Raw genomic sequence first — 18,042 nt, forward strand, 5'->3', positions numbered from 1 at the left:
AGGAATACTTGTAACTTCAATCTCCCTAAATTCTGCTTGAGAATACAAGTAACATGATTGGGGTTTACGCAATACTCGTGGGTTTTGCAACAGTGTTTGGAGGCGGAGGTCTTATGGCCTACGTTAACTAGAATTTTCCAACAAAGATAAGGAGCACAGGGGTCTCTCTAAGTTGGAACATTGGTTTCCTAGTAGGGACTAGTAGGGAATTTAGTACCGCTCATCCTGACATTCGTTCTATATGATACTTCCATAGCTCTGTTCCCCATTTTGGAGATGATATCAATGATAGTGTTAGGTATCTTGATAGTGATCACAAGCTCTATCTCCCACGAGACAAGGGGAAACATTGAGTTAGATGGACCGGGTTAACGGGACCCATCATGCCTTATGTCACTGACGTTCTCGTGCTGGCTTGGGCATCATGTTGTATGTCCAGGCCCTTTTGTTTAACACATAACGATATGGGGTAGCGCGCTATGTATTTGAGGGTTTTTCATGTTTCAGATATTAACCTGAAAGTTAAGGAACCATCTTCCTGCAGGAACAAGGTTTTAATCTAAAGTCCATCTTATCTCCCATGAAGGGTTCAACTCTTCTCTTGGAGCTGTTGAAGGATTATGACGTGGAACACGTTTTCGGTTTGCCCGGAGAAACCTCGATCCCCTATTACCCTGAACTTGCGGGACTCCACGTGATAACCAGGGATGAGAGGAACGCAGTTTACATGGCCGATGCCTACGCTAGGGTGAGCTTCAAACCTGGGGTTGTGGAGGGTCCCAGCGTGGGCTCGCCATACATGTTACCCGGAGTTATTGAGGCTTACAAATCCTCTTCCCCCGTGATCGTGATCACCACCGACACAGACCTTTACGGCGAGAAAATGAACATGCTTACCTCACTGGATCAAACTGCCCTGTTCAGGCCATACACCAAGGACTCCATCACCGTGACTAGGGCTGACGATCTCTCTCACGCCGTGAGGAGGGCCTTCAGGCTCGCCACCGCAGGGAGACCCGGACCAGTTCACCTCAGGATACCCTCCCACGTACTTGAGGAGGAGGGCTCCATTACTCTCCCCCCACAGAGGGAGTTCTCGAGGTATCCTGCGCAGAGACCAGTTGCCGACCAGGACGCCATCCGGCTCGCCGTCTCTGCCCTCCTTGACAGCGTAAATCCGGTCCTGGTGTGCGGACAGGGGGCCCTCTACTCGAGGGCGTGGGACGAGGTCGCGGAGCTGGCGGAGTTGCTGGGAACCCCCGTGGGAACCACGATCACAGGGAAGGGATGCATCTCAGAGTATCACCCCCTCTCCATAGGAGTTGTGGGAGGAAGGGGAGGGACTAGTTTCTCCAATTCCTTCCTCGAGGAGGCTGACCTTGTCTTCCTGGTGGGATCCAACGCCGATTCAGCCAACACTGACAGGTGGAGGTATCCCTCCAGATCCAAGACCCTGATTCAGCTGGACGTGAGCGAGGCAGAGGTGGGAAATAACTATAACGCCATCTCGCTCATTGGAGACGTCAAGGCCACCCTGAGGGAGATCATCAAGGAGTTGAGGTCCCGTGGAGTGAGGAGGAGGGAGATCAGGGTGAACAGGAAGGAGTTCGACTCAAGGATAGAGGAGGTAGCTGGCGTCAGGGGAGACCGCGTTAATCCCGTCAGGTTCATCAAGGAGCTTGAGAGGAGGGTGGAGGACCAGGTGATCGTTGCCGATCCGGGAGTTGGGGCCATTTACACCTCTGCCCTGTTCCGCACCAGGAAAGCGGGAAGGCACTTCATTTTCAACTACGGGCTCGGGGGACTGGGTTACTCCATCCCCGCCTCAATAGGTGCACAGCTGGGATCGGGGAGGCAGGTTCTGGCCATGAGTGGGGACGGTAGCTTCGGCTTCTCAGCAGGGGAGCTGGAGACCATTTCCAGGTTAAGGAGTGACGTGGTGGTGTTCCTGTTCAACAACTCCAGCTACGGATGGATAAGGGCAGAGATGAGGGTTCAGGGCAGGGACGTCAGGGGAACTGATTTCTCCTCCCTGGATTACGTGAAGATAGCCGAGGGGTTTGGGCTCAGGGCTTACAGGATCTCAACTGACGAGGATATAGGTGATGTCGTGGAACAGGCCATGAGGACCACTCCAAGTCTCGTGGAGGTGGTTGTGGAGCCTGAGGACAGGTTCTTCCCACCCGTGGCCCACTGGACCAGGTCCCTGCCAGGGGACGTGAAACACGTGTACTGATGAATTAGAGGCAGGTAACACAAGCTGTGAAACCTGATAGAAGCGTGACCGCGTTAAACATGTAAGGCGTTTTCTAAAGCAACGCACACAATGATCATACGAGATATAATCCATCAAAACTGGATAACTATCAATCTCCGCTCTGATTTGGGTAAAAATTTATATTATTAAGACTGTCGTCTCATTTTAAATGAAAAGAATAATTTTAGTTATTATACTTATAACTTTATTTATTTTTTCTGGTATAGCGGGTTACATGGCTGGAAGCATAGAGGCCGGTAAGGTAACTGTTACTAACACAGTAATCTCTCCCTCTCCGTTATCGGATCCAGCGAACCTCGGGAACGAAGAGGATTACCTGATTAACCCGGTTTTCCCTGCACACACCATAGCTGCTCAATACGCCTATGTCACATCAGGTCAGGGCATAGTTATGATTGGGGACCCATATGCCTCGGGAAATGGATATCTGGCGGGGGCAAAGGGTTCAGCTGACGTTGCCTCCATGCTGGCTTATGAGCCTTTAACCGTGTATAATTACTATTTGTATATCAATGCACCCTATCAAATAAACGTGGGCGGCGCGGTGAAAACGGACTCCGCCACCGTGATGTATTTAGCCTCTATGCTCAATCAGCAATCCGCCCTCAACAAGTCCCTCTATTTCCTGGGAGATGTTGGGCTTGAGGGCTACATGTACTCCACCGGAGTGGTATATCAGAGGATAGTTCAGCTATATCAAGGAGGGATATATTACCTTGTAGTGCCGCAGATGATGGCCCTCGCTGAGGGAAACAACTATCAGATGGCCCTTCAGTTTGCGAAGCAACACGGTGAGGTGCTATACACCGTGTCTTCCATACCCCAGATATATCAAATCGTTACTAATACTAAGTTACCATCTCCTCAAGGCTACATTGATTTTCCGGTTAACTACAGTGTAGGGTTCAGTTATCTCTCAACTATTTACTCCAAATTATACAATGATAGTACCAACTCCACAGCGAAACAGCTGGCCAGTATGTACTGGTCCAAGGCACTTACCTTATACAGGGACAGAAATTACACAGCCTTTTACTTCCTTCCCAACCCGGCGGTGACCGCAATCCAGATACTTTACCAACCCACGTTTAACCTTTCAACGGAAGTGGATGCAGCTATAGCCAATGCAAGTGATCTGAGTAATCTGTGGAAGATTGAGTTGGCGTCGGAGGCCTCCTATCTAAGTCAAGGGAATGTATCTGACAAGATTCTGGCCAACGCCTGGGCAGCCCTGAGTCTCTCAGTCAATGCAGGTCCCACCATAACACCTGCGGGATTCTATCAGGGTCTGTACAACGCATACCTAACGGATCTATACGCAGCTGAATATCTGGATAGTGTTACCAACGGAAATTATGGTAACGTTACCTTAATCACACAGGTTTATAGGGATCCAAACGTAATCTACGACTTTGGATTTTTCGCGAACTATTATGGAAACATGTCCATAGAGTTCAGGGATTATTATCTACATCAATTAAATGCCACGGATCAACAAATAGTGCTGAATTCCATTTACTCTTACATGAACAATGAGACCAAGATTTTGGAGAATGCAGCTGCTTACTACGACGGACCTTCCATCGTGGGTTACATGTTCATGAGTTATGGAGATCAAACGCATAACCTGAATCTGCTCTACTATTCGATGCCCTTCTCCAGGTTCGTGATGAATACCGAACAGCTTACTTGGATATTATAGATTGCAGAGCTAGAATTTTTTTCTTAATCAGAGACATCAGGAAATGTTAAACATGATGTCCCAACTGGTGTATTCTAGGACCTAGAGAGTCGATTCTGTATTACCGCATTACACACTTAACGGTAAAACATCACAGTTAGTATTCAAGACGTGCGATCCAAGGATATATATCCTAAATGCGATCATGTAGGTTAAGTCTCTTTCACCTTTTGACATCTCACTAGAGAACGATCCATCAATTCATGATTAACTTGCCACCTAACTATCAACTTTTCCGGTAAACTTGCCATCAATCACTCAACTTTATAGGCAAACTTGCCACCTAACTATCATGTCTCTTGTTTCCCAGATGAGCTTTCAGAATCCGTGGTGGACCGATCCCTCCAGCATAGAGAATGACGAACACGTGAGGAGGGCCAGGTACTCCCTTCCAGTGCTCAGGGAGAACCTTCTCCTCCTTGGCCCCAGGCAGGTGGGCAAGACCACTTACCTGAAGACCACCATAAGGACTCTCCTCCAGGAGGTAGAACCGAGAAAGGTGTTCTACTTTTCATGCGATTCGCTCTCAAGGAGGGAGGATCTGGTTCAGCTGATTCACGAGTACAGGACTCTAGTAAATGGGGAGGAAAGCTTCATTTTCCTGGATGAAATCACATCGGTGAGGGAATGGAACATTGCCCTCCTCCACCTCTTCAATGCAGGTTACCTGAGAAACTCGCTGGTCTACGTGTCGGGATCATCTTCCATAAGCCTTAGCAGGGAGACCCTCCCTGGAAGACCCCTCCGTAAGACCGTATATTACCCCCTCAACTTCAGGATGTACTTCAACCTTTTCTCCAGGAAGCTGGAGGCCCCCACGGTTCCCGTGAACGATCTGGAGGGAATGCTGGGAGAGGCCAGGAAGCTTCTCCCATACCTCTCATCCCTGAACAAGGCTCTCCTGGACTACCTGGAGAGGGGAGGTTTCTTCGCCACAAACCTGGGACCCGGTCCCCATTACGAGACCTACAGGGACACCTTCCTCAGCGAAATAGCCAAGACGGGAAGGAGTGAAACCATATTCAAGCAGATCATCTCCAGGATAGTGGAGAGTTACGGAAGCAGGATATCAGGTGAACTGCCCCACCCTCACGGATGAGGCTTCTTGGTTCATTGACCATGCTCGATCCCCTCTCACCCACAGCGGAGGTTCCGTCGAATGGAACCCATCCTTGACGCCCCGTGTGGCAGGAGGGTTACGGAGGCATTGATCTCCGCAAGCTTGACTTCGGGCTGTTCCATCCCTAGGTGGCCATCCCACGGCTATTACCGCACGATGGGGTTCGGCAGGCCACGACATATTTACGCATGTTATCATTTAAAACCTTTCTTCGGAGCTATCCATCCCTCACGGATGGGGTCTTCCGCCCCCCAAAGAGATAACGGGATAGCCAGGGATATCTCGGTCTCGCACACCACCGTGTCCGAGTACCTGGAGTTAACGGAGAGGCTCTTCCTCACGAGAACCTTCAGGAAGTGGGAGAACGGGAAAGTGAACTACAGATCGCTGAAGAAAGTCTACTTCGTGGATCCATTCCTTTTCAGGGTGATGAAGAGATATTCCCTGGGAAAGGACGTTGAGACAGAGGAGATTCCGCTGTTGATAGAGGGAGTGGTCGGGGAACATCTCGCCAGGGAATACGGTGAAAATCTCTTCACCTTTTTCAAGGATGGGAGGGAAGTGGATTTCGTGGTTAAGGGGATCGGAGTGGAGGTGAAGTGGAGCAGTAGGGTGAGGGCCAGGTCCAGGATGCCTGGATATGTTCTCACCATGGACGAGTATGACCAGAATCAGAGGAGGATCCCGGTGTCTCTGTTCCTCTACCTAGTCTCCTCGGAGAGGGTGTTTTACGATCTGGGTTAGCTTGAGGCCTCCATCCCTTCACTGACGGGATAAGAGCACCCGGTTAGAGTTCTTTCCTGATTGGTTTCGCCTTCAGAACGATTTCACGTTCCCTGACCTTAACGTGGGATTGAATGTGACTATCCACACGACCAACTCAGTTCTGTTCTTGGTATGTCTTGGCGCTCTCATGGTTCCATACTTTCTCGATTTCAAGGTGCCCATACCAGATGGCTCAGTCCGAGTCGGTTGGGCCTTGAGAGATCATGATGGTCCTCAAACCTAAAATTTTAATTATACGGTGCCGTAATCATTACGGTGCCGTATAATTGCTGTTCAGCACAAGACCCAAGGAGGATAGGAGGGACCTTTACGACAGGGAAAGGGAAATTGACATGATAAAGGAGAGCATTGAAAGAAGGGAGTGGGTCTCAGTAATTGGCCCCAAGAGGGTGGGAAAGACCAGCCTTGTAAACGTGGCAGTGAAGGAGACAAACAACGCCGTTATTCAGGTAAACCTCATGAGGTTGTACGACCCCAGGAAAAAGCAGTACCCCAAGGAAGATTTCATAAGGCTCTTTCTGGAAAGCGTTAACACTTCTATCAGGAATTACACGGCACTGGGGAAGGCGATCAGGATTGTCTCTAACATTCTTGGAGTGGAAGGGCAGGGAGAGCTTGACCTTAACAGCCTGAAGTTGAAGGCGAGGCTCAAGAGGTTGAGGGGACAGGACATATCCTACTTGCTCTCAGAGATGAACTCCCTTGCTAGGGATAACGGAAAGAAACTCGTGGTGGTGCTGGACGAATCGCAGGAGCTTTCCAAGGTTATGGGGGTGAACTTTTCCTCCATATTTCACCACGTTTATGACAACTGCGAAAACACGGTAATCGTGTTCACCGGCAGTCAGTCCAGACTTGTGGAGAGGGTCCTGAGGAACATGGAGTACTCGGAGCCATTCTTCGGTAGATACATTCGTACTGTACCCCTGGGAAGATTCACGAGGGATCAGAGCGTCGATTTCCTTGAGAGGGGATTCAGGGAGGAAGGAGTCAAGGTGGAAAGGGACGTAATTGAGGGGGTGGTGGACCTTCTGGATGGGATACCAGGATGGCTCACCCTTTTCGGCTCGGAATACTCCTTTGGAGTAAAACACGGTTTGAAGCCCAACCTTGAGAAAATAGTGGATAGGGCAACGGAGGAGGTCAAGAGCGAGGTTTTGAATTTCCTTGAGGCGAGCCAGTCACCCTTCAGGTACTCAGCCATAATTCTGGCACTCGATAGGGTTAGGAGCGCCACTCTAAACGAAATAGTGAAGGTTGCCAGTTCCATCCTGGGTGAGGAGATTCCAGAGCCCAGGGTATATGAAATGTTGAAGAGGCTGGTTGACCTCGAGTTCGTGATGAAGGACGGGGATAGATATAAACTGCAACCTGATGAACCTGGGATGAGGGGAACAGTGATGGCTGCAAAGGAGATACTTCAGGGAAGAGAGTGAGCCTTCTGATGGGAGATGCTGTCGCTTCATACATCTGCCCAGATAACGTAGAACCCCGTGGACCTATGGGCCTGGGTCCCACGCCAACTATGCGATTTTTATCCAGTGTTCTTGAATGATGCTCATGCCGTGTAGTGTGGATTTTCTGAAAACTAAGCCCTATCCATAGGACACCATGGCTCAGCTAAACCTTATCCTGACGTGAATTCAAAAACTCCACACACCAATGCCGTGTGACGAAAATCAATCAAAACCACTACCGATGAGTAGAAGATTACTCCCGTATTTCCCGACCAAAAAATGAACCCACCGTGAGAGGGCACAGGTAATCCATAGGTTCAACCAAAAACTCATACCCTGTATCCGAACAGCCTCTCCAGGTAGGCCTGTTCCCATTTATCCTTCTGTATCGTGTACTCCCTATTGAGTTGCGGGTCCTTCCCCGGCTTCGGAGGTTGCGTAGTGAGGTCCAGCTGGAACTGCAGGCTCATGGTCTCGAGCTTGCCCTCCAGGTTACCCATGTAAGCCCATCCCACAAAGGCGTACTGGACCGGAACCCTCTCCGATACTCCCTCCATCTCCATTATCTTGTTGGAGGCAAAGAGGGAGCTCTCAAAGGCTATCTCTTGGTTCTTGGGGAAAGGCAACTTCGCCACGTCACCCACGGCCAGGACATCGTCGTACTTGGGATGTCTCAGGTCCTGGGGAGACCTGACATCAACGAAGGGAGAGCCCAGCCCAGCCTCCTCCACAAACCTGGGAGCCCTGTTGGGTTCCAGGAGGGCAAGGATTGTGTAGTTGTACCTCTCTCCAGACCTGGTCACAACCTGGTTCCCGTTCACCTCCGTTATCTCCTGGCCGGTTACCAGCTCAATTCCAGCCTTCTCGTAGACCTGCTTCACCACGTCGGCAATGAAGGGTGGCTGGGTCTTGTCATTAGCGTCAATGTGAACTATCCTGAACTTCCCCCTCACTCCCCTGTGGCTCAGCACCGTGTGTGCAAGCAGGGCAGTCTCCGTGGGCGCTGGGGCACACCTGTAGGGTGCCTTGGGGGCATAGACCACCACCGTTCCCTCGTTCTGTGTCCACAGCTTCTCCTTGAGCACGTTCACCCTCCCTGGATCGTACACGGTGGTGTTCTTCCACCAGAATCTGTCCATTCCCGTGATTGACGAGCCGTCAAAAACTATTCCCGTGGCCAGAACCAGGTAGTCGTAATTCATCTCCCTCACTGCACCGAAGCTTGACTCGGCCAGGTACACCTTCCTGTTCTCCGGATCCACCCTGGTCACGTTGCCCACAACCACCCTTATCCCCTTCTCTCCAGCCTTCTCGTAACCCCTTATCGCCCTGTCATATGTCTGCTCCCCCGTCAGGATCAGTGGCCTCGACGGCCCTGCAAGGTAGTAGTCCTCCTTGTTCACCACGGTGATCTCAGCGTTTAACTTTCCAGCAAGGGTGGTGGCAACTCCCATTCCACCTATTCCTCCACCAATAACCACTATCTTCTTGGTCATATGATACACTATCATTAACGCTATTTAGAGCTACTTTTAATCAGACAAATCAGAAAAACTTTTATTCCACTAAACTAGATTATCTGAAAATTTCATAACAAGAGTAGGAATGTTTAGAACAGAAACTTCCTTAACCAGTTTTAGGAATATTGAAAAGAATTGATAAAATCCGGCGTGTGTTGGTGTGGAGTATTTGAGTGAATCACGACAGGATAAGGCTAGCTGGGCCGTGGTGTCACGATGGATTGGGCTCAGTTTTCAGAAAATCCACATTAGCGTGGTGTGGTCAAACCTGCACAAATTTGTTTTAGAACATGATAGAGACTAACGTAGCCTCTATTTTGTCTATTATTTCACGTATTGGAATAAAAATCATTAACTATAAACCGTTCCTTTACACGTCAATGATGGATAAAACTCAAACTAGGCACTATCAAGTTGTAAAATTTTTAAGGAGTAAGGTAAGTCACGTCAATTTCGCATATAACCTGTTTGTTTTATGGCCTCGTGGCCTCGCATTCAACTCCTTGAACCTTAAAACAAGACGACACCACGAGATAGGGTCATCGCCCCATTCAGTTTCAGGGGCTTAACTTACCCATTCACGGGGTGAGCTAACCCTACGACGAGCTGAGCTTCACCGGATCGCGTAACCCTTAAATAGGTAACATTGATATCCATATCCTCATGAACAGGAGAAACCTGGAGTTCATACAGGTTTTGCTGATCATAGTTTCCATGACCTTCGCGGTGAGGGCCTCGAACAACATGATAGGCACCACCATCCCGCTACTCTCCAAGTTCTACTTTCACTTCACCCAGACGCAGGTGGGCTTCCTGTCTGGACTCATGTCGCTTGGAACCTTCGTGACCAGCGGAATAGTGAACGCAAGGCTGAGAAGCCATGTGAGGAGGAAGGTATTCGTCATTTCCTCCGTGGCATATGCGGTGATCCTTCCATCCTTCTATCTGGTTAACTCCACCACGATCTGGATTGTGTCCCTCCTGGCGGGGCTCTCCCTGGGGTCCATTATGCCCAACATCATTAACTCAGCGGGTCTCCTTGAGGACAGGAGGGCCAGGGAAAGGTTGCTCTCCATCTATACCCTGGCCCTTAGCGCGAGCCTGGTCGCAGGTCCAGCCCTTGAGAGCGCTGTCCTTCGCTTTTACCCTGTTCCCTTCACCTTCCTGTTCTTTGCTCCCCTGGGTATCGTGGCGGGAGTGCTCTCCCTGTTCATCAGGTTTCCCGAGGAGAGGAACACCAGCGCCAGGGTAAACGTGGTCAGGAATCCAGGTTTCATCACTGCGGTAATAAACATACTAGCGTATAACGTTCCCTTTTCCGTGATTCTCTCCTTCGGAGGTATTTACGCTGTCCAGCAACTTCACGTGAGTTACGCCGAGGTTGAGGGACTCTTCTCCCTGTTCTTTGCAACCTCCTTCCTTGCCAGGATTTACCTCTCGATCAGGCCACCTGATTCGGTCAGGGCTCACGCTGTGCTGGCCATCTCCATGACTGGACTTGGCCTCCTCCTCCTGGTTCTGTCGGGGAATGTTCTCCTGTTCACCCTGGCCCTCCTGATCCTGGGTTTCCCCCACGGTCTAACTTACCCTCTCTCCATCATCTCCATAAGCAGAACCTTCAAACCTGAGGAGAGGAACCCGGCCAACAGTCAGTTCTTCGCAACCATGATGGTGATAGGAGTTGTGACCCCTTCAGTTGCGGGGCTGGTGGCCGACGTGGTGGGATTGAGGACGCTTTTCGGAGCCCTGATACCCATCGTAGTAGTGCTACTGCTCCTCCTGAACAGGTATGTGAGGGTGGTAGACGAGGTCACCAAGGTGGAGAAGGTGGCCAAAACCCCATAATTTGTCATCAGTCAATTATCATCGATTCTCTCTGGAGAACGCAGGGTCACAGCAGGTGGACTAGGGCCTTCTTTGAGGGGCACTACAGGCTCACGGCCCTGTGGATGGTTGCCCGTGTCCAGTGGGACCGGTGTCAGCGTGGACCAACTGGTCCAGGAGTGATGAAGGGCGAGAAAGTTGCGGGAGAGTTCAGTTCGTGGAGAAGATAGGGGAGATAATGTCCAGGGCGAGCGTACCCAAGTTACAGGAGGGAGATATCCCTGAGGGAGTCCTCCTCACAGATCTCGGCCCTGGTGGGAAATCAGGAGGTGGTGTACAGGGAACTGGAGAGTATGCAACCCATGTTTGACAGATCGAAGGCACCCGTGATCATGGACGTCCTGAGGAGGCAGATGCTGTGTCCAAACCTGCAAAACAGCGGTAGGGTGCTATTCATCACAGCTGACAAGGGAAGGAGGAGAGGGAATACTTGAGACAGTCTACTACATGGATCATGAACCGCTGTTCATGGACGGGGAAAGGTCCTTAAGGGTGATGTTGAAGAAGGCCGTAAAGGGGAGAATGCCGAGAGCTGGAGGCCCACGACTACGTCTACGACATTCCTTCTTGAGGAACAGGTTTTTCTCCCTTCATCGTTTCAGGCGGAAAAGGCTCCACTTTCCCGTGATGGTTCATGGTAAAAATCAGATTGACTTGGTTAACTGTTCAAGGGTGGCCTTAATCTGACTGAGTTCCTTCTTCATCTTCTCGTATTCCTGACTGATGGCAGAGTTCATGGCCCTGCACTGTTCCTCCGTGTAATATCTGGTTATCTTCACGTTCTCGAAGTAAAGCTTCTTCTCATCCCTGTTGAACCTGACCTCAACCACAATCTTAACCAGGTCCAGCTTCCCAATCTTCATCTCCGTTAACCTGTTGAATAGCTCCTTGTTCAACTCCGACACGTCCCTTATTATCACGTCCCTTGGAACTATCCTGTTCAGGGAAACTAGGGCCACCCTCCTCAGCTTGTCGGCGAACCTGGCTGCGATTATGATGCCCGTGGATAGTTCAAACCTGTTCTCCCCCAGGGGTGAGACCCTCGAGGTGGTCTCCTCGTACTCCTGGGCCCTCTCCATATCCCGATTAATCTCCGTGGATAGTTCAAACCTGTTCTCCCCCAGGGGTGAGACCCTCGAGGTGGTCTCCTCGTACTCCTGGGCCCTCTCCATATCCCGATTAATCTCCTCTACTGACATATACTAAATTATCGAATGATTAATTATAAGGTTTTCCCGTCCCTGTACGACCGGGTACCGGGTCAGCTCTCCTCAGCCGTGGATTCATACTAGGGATGGCGCTCCCCGGGGTTCAAGGAGACCAGATCCCCTATCCTGACCTCCTGGTCTCCCTTCCGGTGAGGGTTCCGGCTATAACCCTGATCCCGTCCTCCTCGGCCATCCTCATCAGTCTCCTCGAGATCACGTTACACACCAGGTAGGGTATGATCTCCTTCCCTCCCAGACTGGAGCTGTTCTCCACTAGCTTCCTTCTCACGATCAGCTGATCCAGATCGTCCTTGGAACAGTTTGTCTTTATCTCGAAGATGTAGATCCTCTCTCCCTCCTCGTAGAAGTCAATCTCGAATTTTCGCCCCTTCACTATCAACCCCTTCTCGTCCTCTATCTCGCCGTGCTTTACCCCTGAGGGATTTATCCCGTGAAGTAGCAATGCCTCCCTGTAGAGATTTAACATGGCCCTCTCCATGTGAACTCCTCCTCTTGAGGTGTATGCCTTGAGTTCCCACCTCATGTTTCTCATTTCCCTTTCCAACCGGTCCAGCTTGGCTCCATGTTCTGTGACCAGGGTCTCCAGCCTGTCCAGCTTCTCACCCTGTCTCCTCCCATTCTCCTTGACGACTTTAAGCTCCTCCTTCAGCTCCCCGACCTCCTTCTTCAACCCATTCATGTCTCCCTTCAGCTCCCCGACCTCCTTCTTCAACCCATTCATGTCTCCCTTCAGCTCCCCGACCTCCTTCTTCAACCCATTCATGTCTCCCTTCAGCTCCCCGACCTCATCCTTAACCTCTTCCAGAGATGATATGACCACTTCATTCTTGATCCTTTCCAGAACAGCCCTCGCTACCTTCTCAATGAACTCCTGGTTGTTCAAGAGGTCTTCCATGTTAAGTCACTCACTAATAAAGAGGAGACTGTTCACCGTAATAATCCTTACTGTAGCAGACGAGTTCCCCGGCCTCACCACATCCAGACTTTTCCCTCCCTCCTATACCTCCTCCTCACTTCCCTGAAAATCTCCATTGTTAACGAGATGAACTCCTCATCACCGCACAGCACCTTACCGTCCTCAATGACCTCAAGCAGGAAGGTGCTCCCTTCCCTCAACTTCCTCAGGAACACCTCGCTGTTGTAGGCTGTGGGTATAACCCTCGGGTACCTGTACGCCAGCGCGAAGGCCTCCCTGGGGTCCTCGGGAAGCCTATCCGACACCACCAGCACGTCTATGTCGCTGTTGTTGGTGTAGTCTCCCCTGGCGTAGGATCCAAAGAGTATCACCAGCCTTGGTTCCAGGTCCTGAATCAGCTCACATATCCACGTGGCTCCTCACCCAGTCTAGTACCATCCTTGCACACTCCATACACCGCTCTCCGTTGGCCCTGTTGTAGAAATCCAGGGGAGCACCCTCGGCATACGCGTCGGGGTAACGGGAGGGAATATAGTGCTTATCCAGTTCCTGGGCGCACTCCATCACCCCGAGAATCTCCACGGTCACCTGCTGAAGAAGCAGGGTTATGGCGCTTCCCTTCTCCTCCCTGTGCAAGTGGTTCAGTAGGGCCTTCACCGCCTTCTCAGCAGTCTGCTGGGACTCGTAACACGTCTCCTCGTAAAGTCCGTTCTGGTAGTTGACCTTAGCTGACCTGAGGTTTCTCTCGGCCTGCCTTAACCAGTCCCTGGCTCTGCTGGGCATACAATAAAGTCTGTGCGGGGAGTATTAAATACCTTGTATCGTTGGCCACTAATAATCTACAGGTCATGATCTATTCTTTCCTTGATGACAATCCTTTCAGGAAACCCCGATAGAGAATGTGCCTACCTCCATTCATCAGAAGCCTTTCCATACCTAGGGCATCTTACGATGAAAGAGATACTCCCAAAAAAGTTCTCGTTCAAGTGTTTAAGCGTTAATGCTGAAGGGATAGGAAGGCGTGAGTTCGTCCGTGCGGATTATGGAACATGAAAAGAGCATGATAAATGATGAGAACCACCCCAAAACCGAATTCAGGAAGTTTATGGGATCAGGATAACAATGAACGAATTACGCAGAGAGCGGAGAGGCTGTGAAGAGATGAGGGATGAGGACAACCATCATGACAGGCTTGCCCAAACCCATCCCGATATCAAAAATTTATACAGTTCCAATTTTTATCAATCTTATTAATACTGGAACCGCAAGCTACAATACAAAATTCATCAAATCTTCCCTTCAGAAACCTGAATCCCTTTATTGTGGCATAGAACGTAGAGATGAACATAGCTGGAACCACTAGGAAAAAGCTGACTCTGCCTCCTCTTATCTGTTCAATTAAGAACTTTGAACACTGGATGTAATTGTTATTAAGGTACCCCTCATCTGATTTTCCCCTGTGTATATCCACCTTACTCATCTTCTCTCTTATATTATCCAAAAGATCATCTGTGGGGTTCGAGCTCATATACTTCATCTCGATGTAGATTACTTCTCCGTTCCTAACACAAACTCCCTCTGGATGTTCTCCGCTTCTTACCACCCTGGCATTCTCGAAAGAGAGATAAAGTATGCAGTCTGTCACCAGTTCACACTCACCATCCTTTATAGAAACATCAGTGGTCATTTTCTCTACCTTCTTTACCCTCTTTTTCTTGGCACTCCCTGGACCATTTCTCATACAGGGCCGAGTTAACCTTCAGTAACCTCCTGTTAACATCCAGAAAAATCTCGTCGTTCTCAAGGATCTCCTCTGACGTCTTATGGTGTAACTTCCCATCCTTTACAAAATAGAAGTTCACCTTCGTAGGTTCCCCCAGTGGTATCCCTATATCGAACTCCTCGCTAAATTCGTGGATATCCTTGAGGCAGGAATGATATTGTGAAAGCATGGCCAGCGTCAGTAGTATGACCTCGCTATGCGTAGTAATGATTAACCTGAACCTCTGTGAAAGGTTGTAAAGGATCAGGGCCATTCGTACTTGGTTATATATGTCCAGCTGTGATTCTGGTTCCTCAATGAGCACCAGTCCCCCACTACTGTCAGCCAGGGAAAGGTAAATGGACGACATCTCAACCAGGCTTGCGGAAGAATGCATGATGTAATGCCCATTCACGAAGAGTCTTCTATCTCTTACCTCGAGGTTCAGCCCGAATAGTTTCGCAATTTCCTCATTAACTGAATCTAGTGTGTTTAGATTTCTAGAGATCCAGTAAGACGAGCTTCTAAAATACCGAGGTCCTGTCCAAGGTGTTCTTAATGTGCCAGTACCCCCCAATAGCTTAAGGAACCTGCCATAGCTTATGAACCTCACACTAGGTAAACCTAGCCCTACTCCCAGGGAGTTAAATATCCTTCCGATAACCTCCCGGCTCAGATAGAAAATTATTCCTTGTCTTACCTCACGGCTCAACGCTCCCATACATGCCTCCTCATCATTCACTCTATCATAGTTCTTGGCTACTATATTCAGTACCCCCTTCACCATTCTCATCTCAATGCTGTATCCTGTATCGGGACAGATGACGGGTGTGACACGTTTTACTTGTTTAAACTCGGTCCTTACGAGCATTGTCGTTGCCGATTCCATTATATCTCTTATGGACGATTTGCCAATGTTAATCTCGTAATCTGCATCTCCAACAAAGCTCGCCCTATATGTCCCGATTAACTCCTCTAGTTTTAGGTTCACGGGAATATCCAAATAAACCTCTTTGGGAGAGTCTACCCTAAAGTAGGGGATTGAAAGGCTGGCTAGTTCAATGTTGTTGCTCTTGTCCAGAAAGCTGAGGGAAGAGTAAATCGCCTTCAGGACGAAGGACTTTCCTGAGTTGGACCTGCCAAACAGGACAGTAATGGGCGAGCTGAAATCCAGGGAGGTGTCATGAAGGGGGCCAAGGGAGTTAATGGTTATTCTCATTATCTACAAAACCCACCATTTCCTTAAAAGTTTAGATAACTGCCCACTCCCGTGAGGTATCGGGATCGGCCGTTAGCGGATTGCCTTCGGGTCATTCCATGAATATTCCGCAGATAGCCGATTAACCCGCACCTAAATTCCTGTACAGATGGATCACGTCACGATAAGGTTTGGCTGAGCCATGGTGTCACTATGGACAAGGCTTAGTTTTCAGAAAACACATTAAGATAGATAACATTAAGATAGGGAACTTCCTGATCAGGCAGGTGTGGTCACGGTTTGTTCATGGAACCAGGTGCCGGACCTGGACCCATGGATCCCTCCTCCACCGCATCCCACTGGTTTAACTCTAAACCACAGGTAAGATAAACTTTTAACAAGGCATGAGCTCGTGCCGAATTCCCTGGACCTTAACGTGCTGAAGGTGGTGCAGGGTTACCCAATCAAGGACCTCCGGCTTTCACCAGATCTCAAATTGAAAGAGAACGGAGGACGTCACTTAACAGATACCCATGCGTGAGGGCATCGCGACCAGTTTTCCAGATCTTTCGAGGAGAACGTGGTGGGATACCGACACACCCGTGAACTGAGCTGGAGGGTTCACACTCACAGACGTTTCGCCATGAATGATCTTCTTCCATTTGATAATCCAGGTATAGCACTTTTCGGAACTTACCTCAGGCTGAACAGTTTCTTGGTATCACCCACCTCAAGGTAAAGGGTTTTAAGCAGGCGGGAGAGCCTCACGACACCCAGGCTCTCCCCAAGGAGATACCTCAAGGACAGGAGGAAGTTCAACGTGATCGAGATCAGCTTGACGTAGCCCAGGTTCCTCCTCCACGTCCTGAACGAACCCTTTTCCAGGCCCAGAGCCTTCAACTCCCTTATAACCACCTCCACGTCCCACCTGTTCTCCCACGCGGTGAGTATCTCCTCAGGGGACATGGAGGGATCGGTGGAGAAGAGGTATCTCCTGCCGTAACCCTTATAGTCCTCCAGTACAACTAATTTCAAGGGGACTCCCAGGTACGTGACGTGGTGTTCTCCCTCGGGGAGGAGTCCAACGGGCACGGACCTGTCACCCTCGACGACCCGTGCGCTGGACTTGAGGGAGGACACCACGTCTGAGAGGAGGGTCCTCCTGTTCACGTACCAGGAGTCGAAGGTTATGACCTGTACGTTGAGCTCCCTCCTCAACCTGTCCAGGACCTGGAGGGTCATGTCCACCTTCGTGGAGAAATTCAGGTCCTGTCCCACGGCCTTGGCCATCTCGGCCACCTTCCTGGCCACGTACGCGTCTACGTGGACCAGGTACACCTCGCCCGTGACCAGGTCCCTCACCGTGACCACGAGGAGCTGGATGGCGGGGATGAAGGTCCCCTTCACCCTGGAGTAGAACATGGCCATGTTCTGACACGGGCATGGCCCTGGCGTAGGCCTTCTCGTCGAAGGTATCGTCCACCGCCACCTGCACTGGATGGTCTCCAACCAGGAGCTTCACAGGTGGGAGCAGGTCAACGTCAGCCAGTTCGTCAAGCTTGCCCAGCACGCTCTCGTAGTCGAAACCCACGGCCTCAGCCCTACCCGCCAGACTTCCCCTCTCCGCGATCACGGCAAGGAGCAGCTTCCTCACAACGTCAGCCCTGAACTTCCTTAGCGCATCCCTCAGCGCGTTCAGGTAATCCCTCCTCCACCTTAATGCCTCCTTCAGTTTCCTCAGCCACTTACCCCTTCTCATTATTCAAACTCATTATTCAAAACGCGTATTACCCAGGTAAAAAACTTTTCAAGGGCCGAGGCACTGACGTCAAGTTCAGGGAAATGCTACAGGTAGTGGGATACACTGGAACGGGTCCCGCAGGTAGCGAGACGGCAACTAAATTCTCAGTTCACTGGTGAACCCCGGACCCGATACTAGTCCCCGGGACTCCTCTCAAAGTCCTGGTGGCTTTTCCGGTGAGTATCTACCCAGGTCCCCGGTCCCTGGCGCTCTCCACATCACTCGTAACTAAACCTTCGCGAGGCACCATCACCCATGAAGCGATGGCACCTGTTTCCATCATCTCCACCAGTGGTTTTGATCAATTTTATCCTCTGGCACGGACTCCGTTCAAAGAGCATTGGGTAAAA

At 50.2% G+C, this 18,042-nt stretch carries 14 protein-coding genes and 3 pseudogenes; 8 read left to right on the forward strand and 9 right to left on the reverse strand.

Annotated features, from left to right (window positions below):
- The first annotated feature begins 580 nt into the window (after nucleotides 1–580).
- The 4 genes and pseudogenes from QVC96_RS09150 to QVC96_RS09165 form a co-directional block, all read left to right on the forward strand.
- A complete protein-coding gene (locus QVC96_RS09150) occupies nucleotides 581–2,236 on the forward strand; it encodes a thiamine pyrophosphate-binding protein (protein WP_287689013.1) in 1,656 nt (551 codons plus the stop codon).
- Nucleotides 2,237–2,492: 256 nt separating this feature from the next.
- Nucleotides 2,493–3,980: a serine protease gene (locus QVC96_RS09155; protein ID WP_287689014.1), complete on the forward strand. Its 1,488-nt coding sequence runs from the start codon at nucleotides 2,493–2,495 to the stop codon at nucleotides 3,978–3,980.
- 331 nt (nucleotides 3,981–4,311) lie between these two features.
- Nucleotides 4,312–5,091, forward strand: a pseudogene (locus QVC96_RS09160) (ATP-binding protein); the annotation flags it as partial.
- Nucleotides 5,092–5,397: 306 nt separating this feature from the next.
- Nucleotides 5,398–5,883: pseudogene (locus QVC96_RS09165) on the forward strand (DUF4143 domain-containing protein); the annotation flags it as partial.
- A gap of 72 nt (nucleotides 5,884–5,955) precedes the next feature.
- On the opposite strand, the gene QVC96_RS09170 reads toward QVC96_RS09165, so the two are convergent.
- Entirely contained in the window at nucleotides 5,956–6,087 is a 132-nt protein-coding gene (locus QVC96_RS09170) for a hypothetical protein (RefSeq protein ID WP_287689016.1), read from the reverse strand.
- A gap of 104 nt (nucleotides 6,088–6,191) precedes the next feature.
- Between QVC96_RS09170 and QVC96_RS09175 the strand changes: the two genes are divergently transcribed.
- On the forward strand, nucleotides 6,192–7,361 hold the full coding sequence (locus QVC96_RS09175; protein WP_287689017.1) for an AAA family ATPase: 1,170 nt from the start codon (nucleotides 6,192–6,194) through the stop codon (nucleotides 7,359–7,361).
- Between the two features lie 350 nt (nucleotides 7,362–7,711).
- Here the strand turns inward: QVC96_RS09175 and QVC96_RS09180 are convergent, their stop codons facing one another.
- The gene (locus tag QVC96_RS09180) at nucleotides 7,712–8,878 is read right to left on the reverse strand and encodes an NAD(P)/FAD-dependent oxidoreductase (RefSeq protein ID WP_287689018.1); all 1,167 of its coding nucleotides are present in this window, start codon (nucleotides 8,876–8,878) and stop codon (nucleotides 7,712–7,714) included.
- A 687-nt stretch (nucleotides 8,879–9,565) separates the two neighbouring features.
- Between QVC96_RS09180 and QVC96_RS09185 the strand changes: the two genes are divergently transcribed.
- The 3 genes from QVC96_RS09185 (at nucleotide 9,566) to QVC96_RS09195 (ending at nucleotide 11,220) form a co-directional block, all read left to right on the forward strand.
- Nucleotides 9,566–10,747, forward strand: a complete 1,182-nt coding sequence (locus QVC96_RS09185; protein WP_287689019.1) for an MFS transporter — start codon at nucleotides 9,566–9,568, stop codon at nucleotides 10,745–10,747.
- 100 nt (nucleotides 10,748–10,847) lie between these two features.
- A complete protein-coding gene (locus QVC96_RS09190; protein WP_287689020.1) occupies nucleotides 10,848–11,096 on the forward strand; it encodes a hypothetical protein in 249 nt (82 codons plus the stop codon).
- Complete coding sequence (locus QVC96_RS09195) at nucleotides 11,089–11,220, forward strand: hypothetical protein (protein ID WP_255776212.1); 132 nt, start codon at nucleotides 11,089–11,091, stop codon at nucleotides 11,218–11,220. Before QVC96_RS09190 ends, QVC96_RS09195 begins: the two co-directional genes overlap by 8 nt.
- 210 nt (nucleotides 11,221–11,430) lie before the next feature.
- Here the strand turns inward: QVC96_RS09195 and QVC96_RS09200 are convergent, their stop codons facing one another.
- The 7 genes and pseudogenes from QVC96_RS09200 to QVC96_RS09230 all read right to left on the reverse strand — a co-directional run bounded on the left by QVC96_RS09200 (nucleotide 11,431) and on the right by QVC96_RS09230 (nucleotide 17,650).
- Nucleotides 11,431–11,865, reverse strand: a complete 435-nt coding sequence (locus QVC96_RS09200; protein ID WP_287690466.1) for a single- stranded DNA-binding family protein — start codon at nucleotides 11,863–11,865, stop codon at nucleotides 11,431–11,433.
- Nucleotides 11,866–12,115: 250 nt separating this feature from the next.
- On the reverse strand, nucleotides 12,116–12,910 hold the full coding sequence (locus tag QVC96_RS09205) for a hypothetical protein (protein WP_287689021.1): 795 nt from the start codon (nucleotides 12,908–12,910) through the stop codon (nucleotides 12,116–12,118).
- A 74-nt stretch (nucleotides 12,911–12,984) separates the two neighbouring features.
- A complete protein-coding gene (locus QVC96_RS09210) occupies nucleotides 12,985–13,338 on the reverse strand; it encodes a nucleotidyltransferase domain-containing protein (protein ID WP_287690468.1) in 354 nt (117 codons plus the stop codon).
- Entirely contained in the window at nucleotides 13,331–13,714 is a 384-nt protein-coding gene (locus tag QVC96_RS09215) for a HEPN domain-containing protein (protein ID WP_287689022.1), read from the reverse strand. The genes QVC96_RS09210 and QVC96_RS09215 overlap by 8 nt, the downstream gene beginning before the upstream one ends.
- A gap of 430 nt (nucleotides 13,715–14,144) precedes the next feature.
- A complete protein-coding gene (locus QVC96_RS09220; RefSeq protein WP_238026407.1) occupies nucleotides 14,145–14,618 on the reverse strand; it encodes a hypothetical protein in 474 nt (157 codons plus the stop codon).
- The gene (locus tag QVC96_RS09225) at nucleotides 14,608–15,912 is read right to left on the reverse strand and encodes an AAA family ATPase (protein ID WP_238026405.1); all 1,305 of its coding nucleotides are present in this window, start codon (nucleotides 15,910–15,912) and stop codon (nucleotides 14,608–14,610) included. Before QVC96_RS09225 ends, QVC96_RS09220 begins: the two co-directional genes overlap by 11 nt.
- 672 nt (nucleotides 15,913–16,584) lie before the next feature.
- Nucleotides 16,585–17,650 (reverse strand): annotated as a pseudogene (locus tag QVC96_RS09230) (transposase).
- Nucleotides 17,651–18,042 lie beyond the last annotated feature (392 nt).

Source organism: Metallosphaera javensis (ex Sakai et al. 2022) (assembly GCA_021654415.1).
In the GTDB taxonomy this organism is placed as follows: Archaea; Thermoproteota; Thermoprotei_A; order Sulfolobales; family Sulfolobaceae; genus Metallosphaera; species Metallosphaera javensis.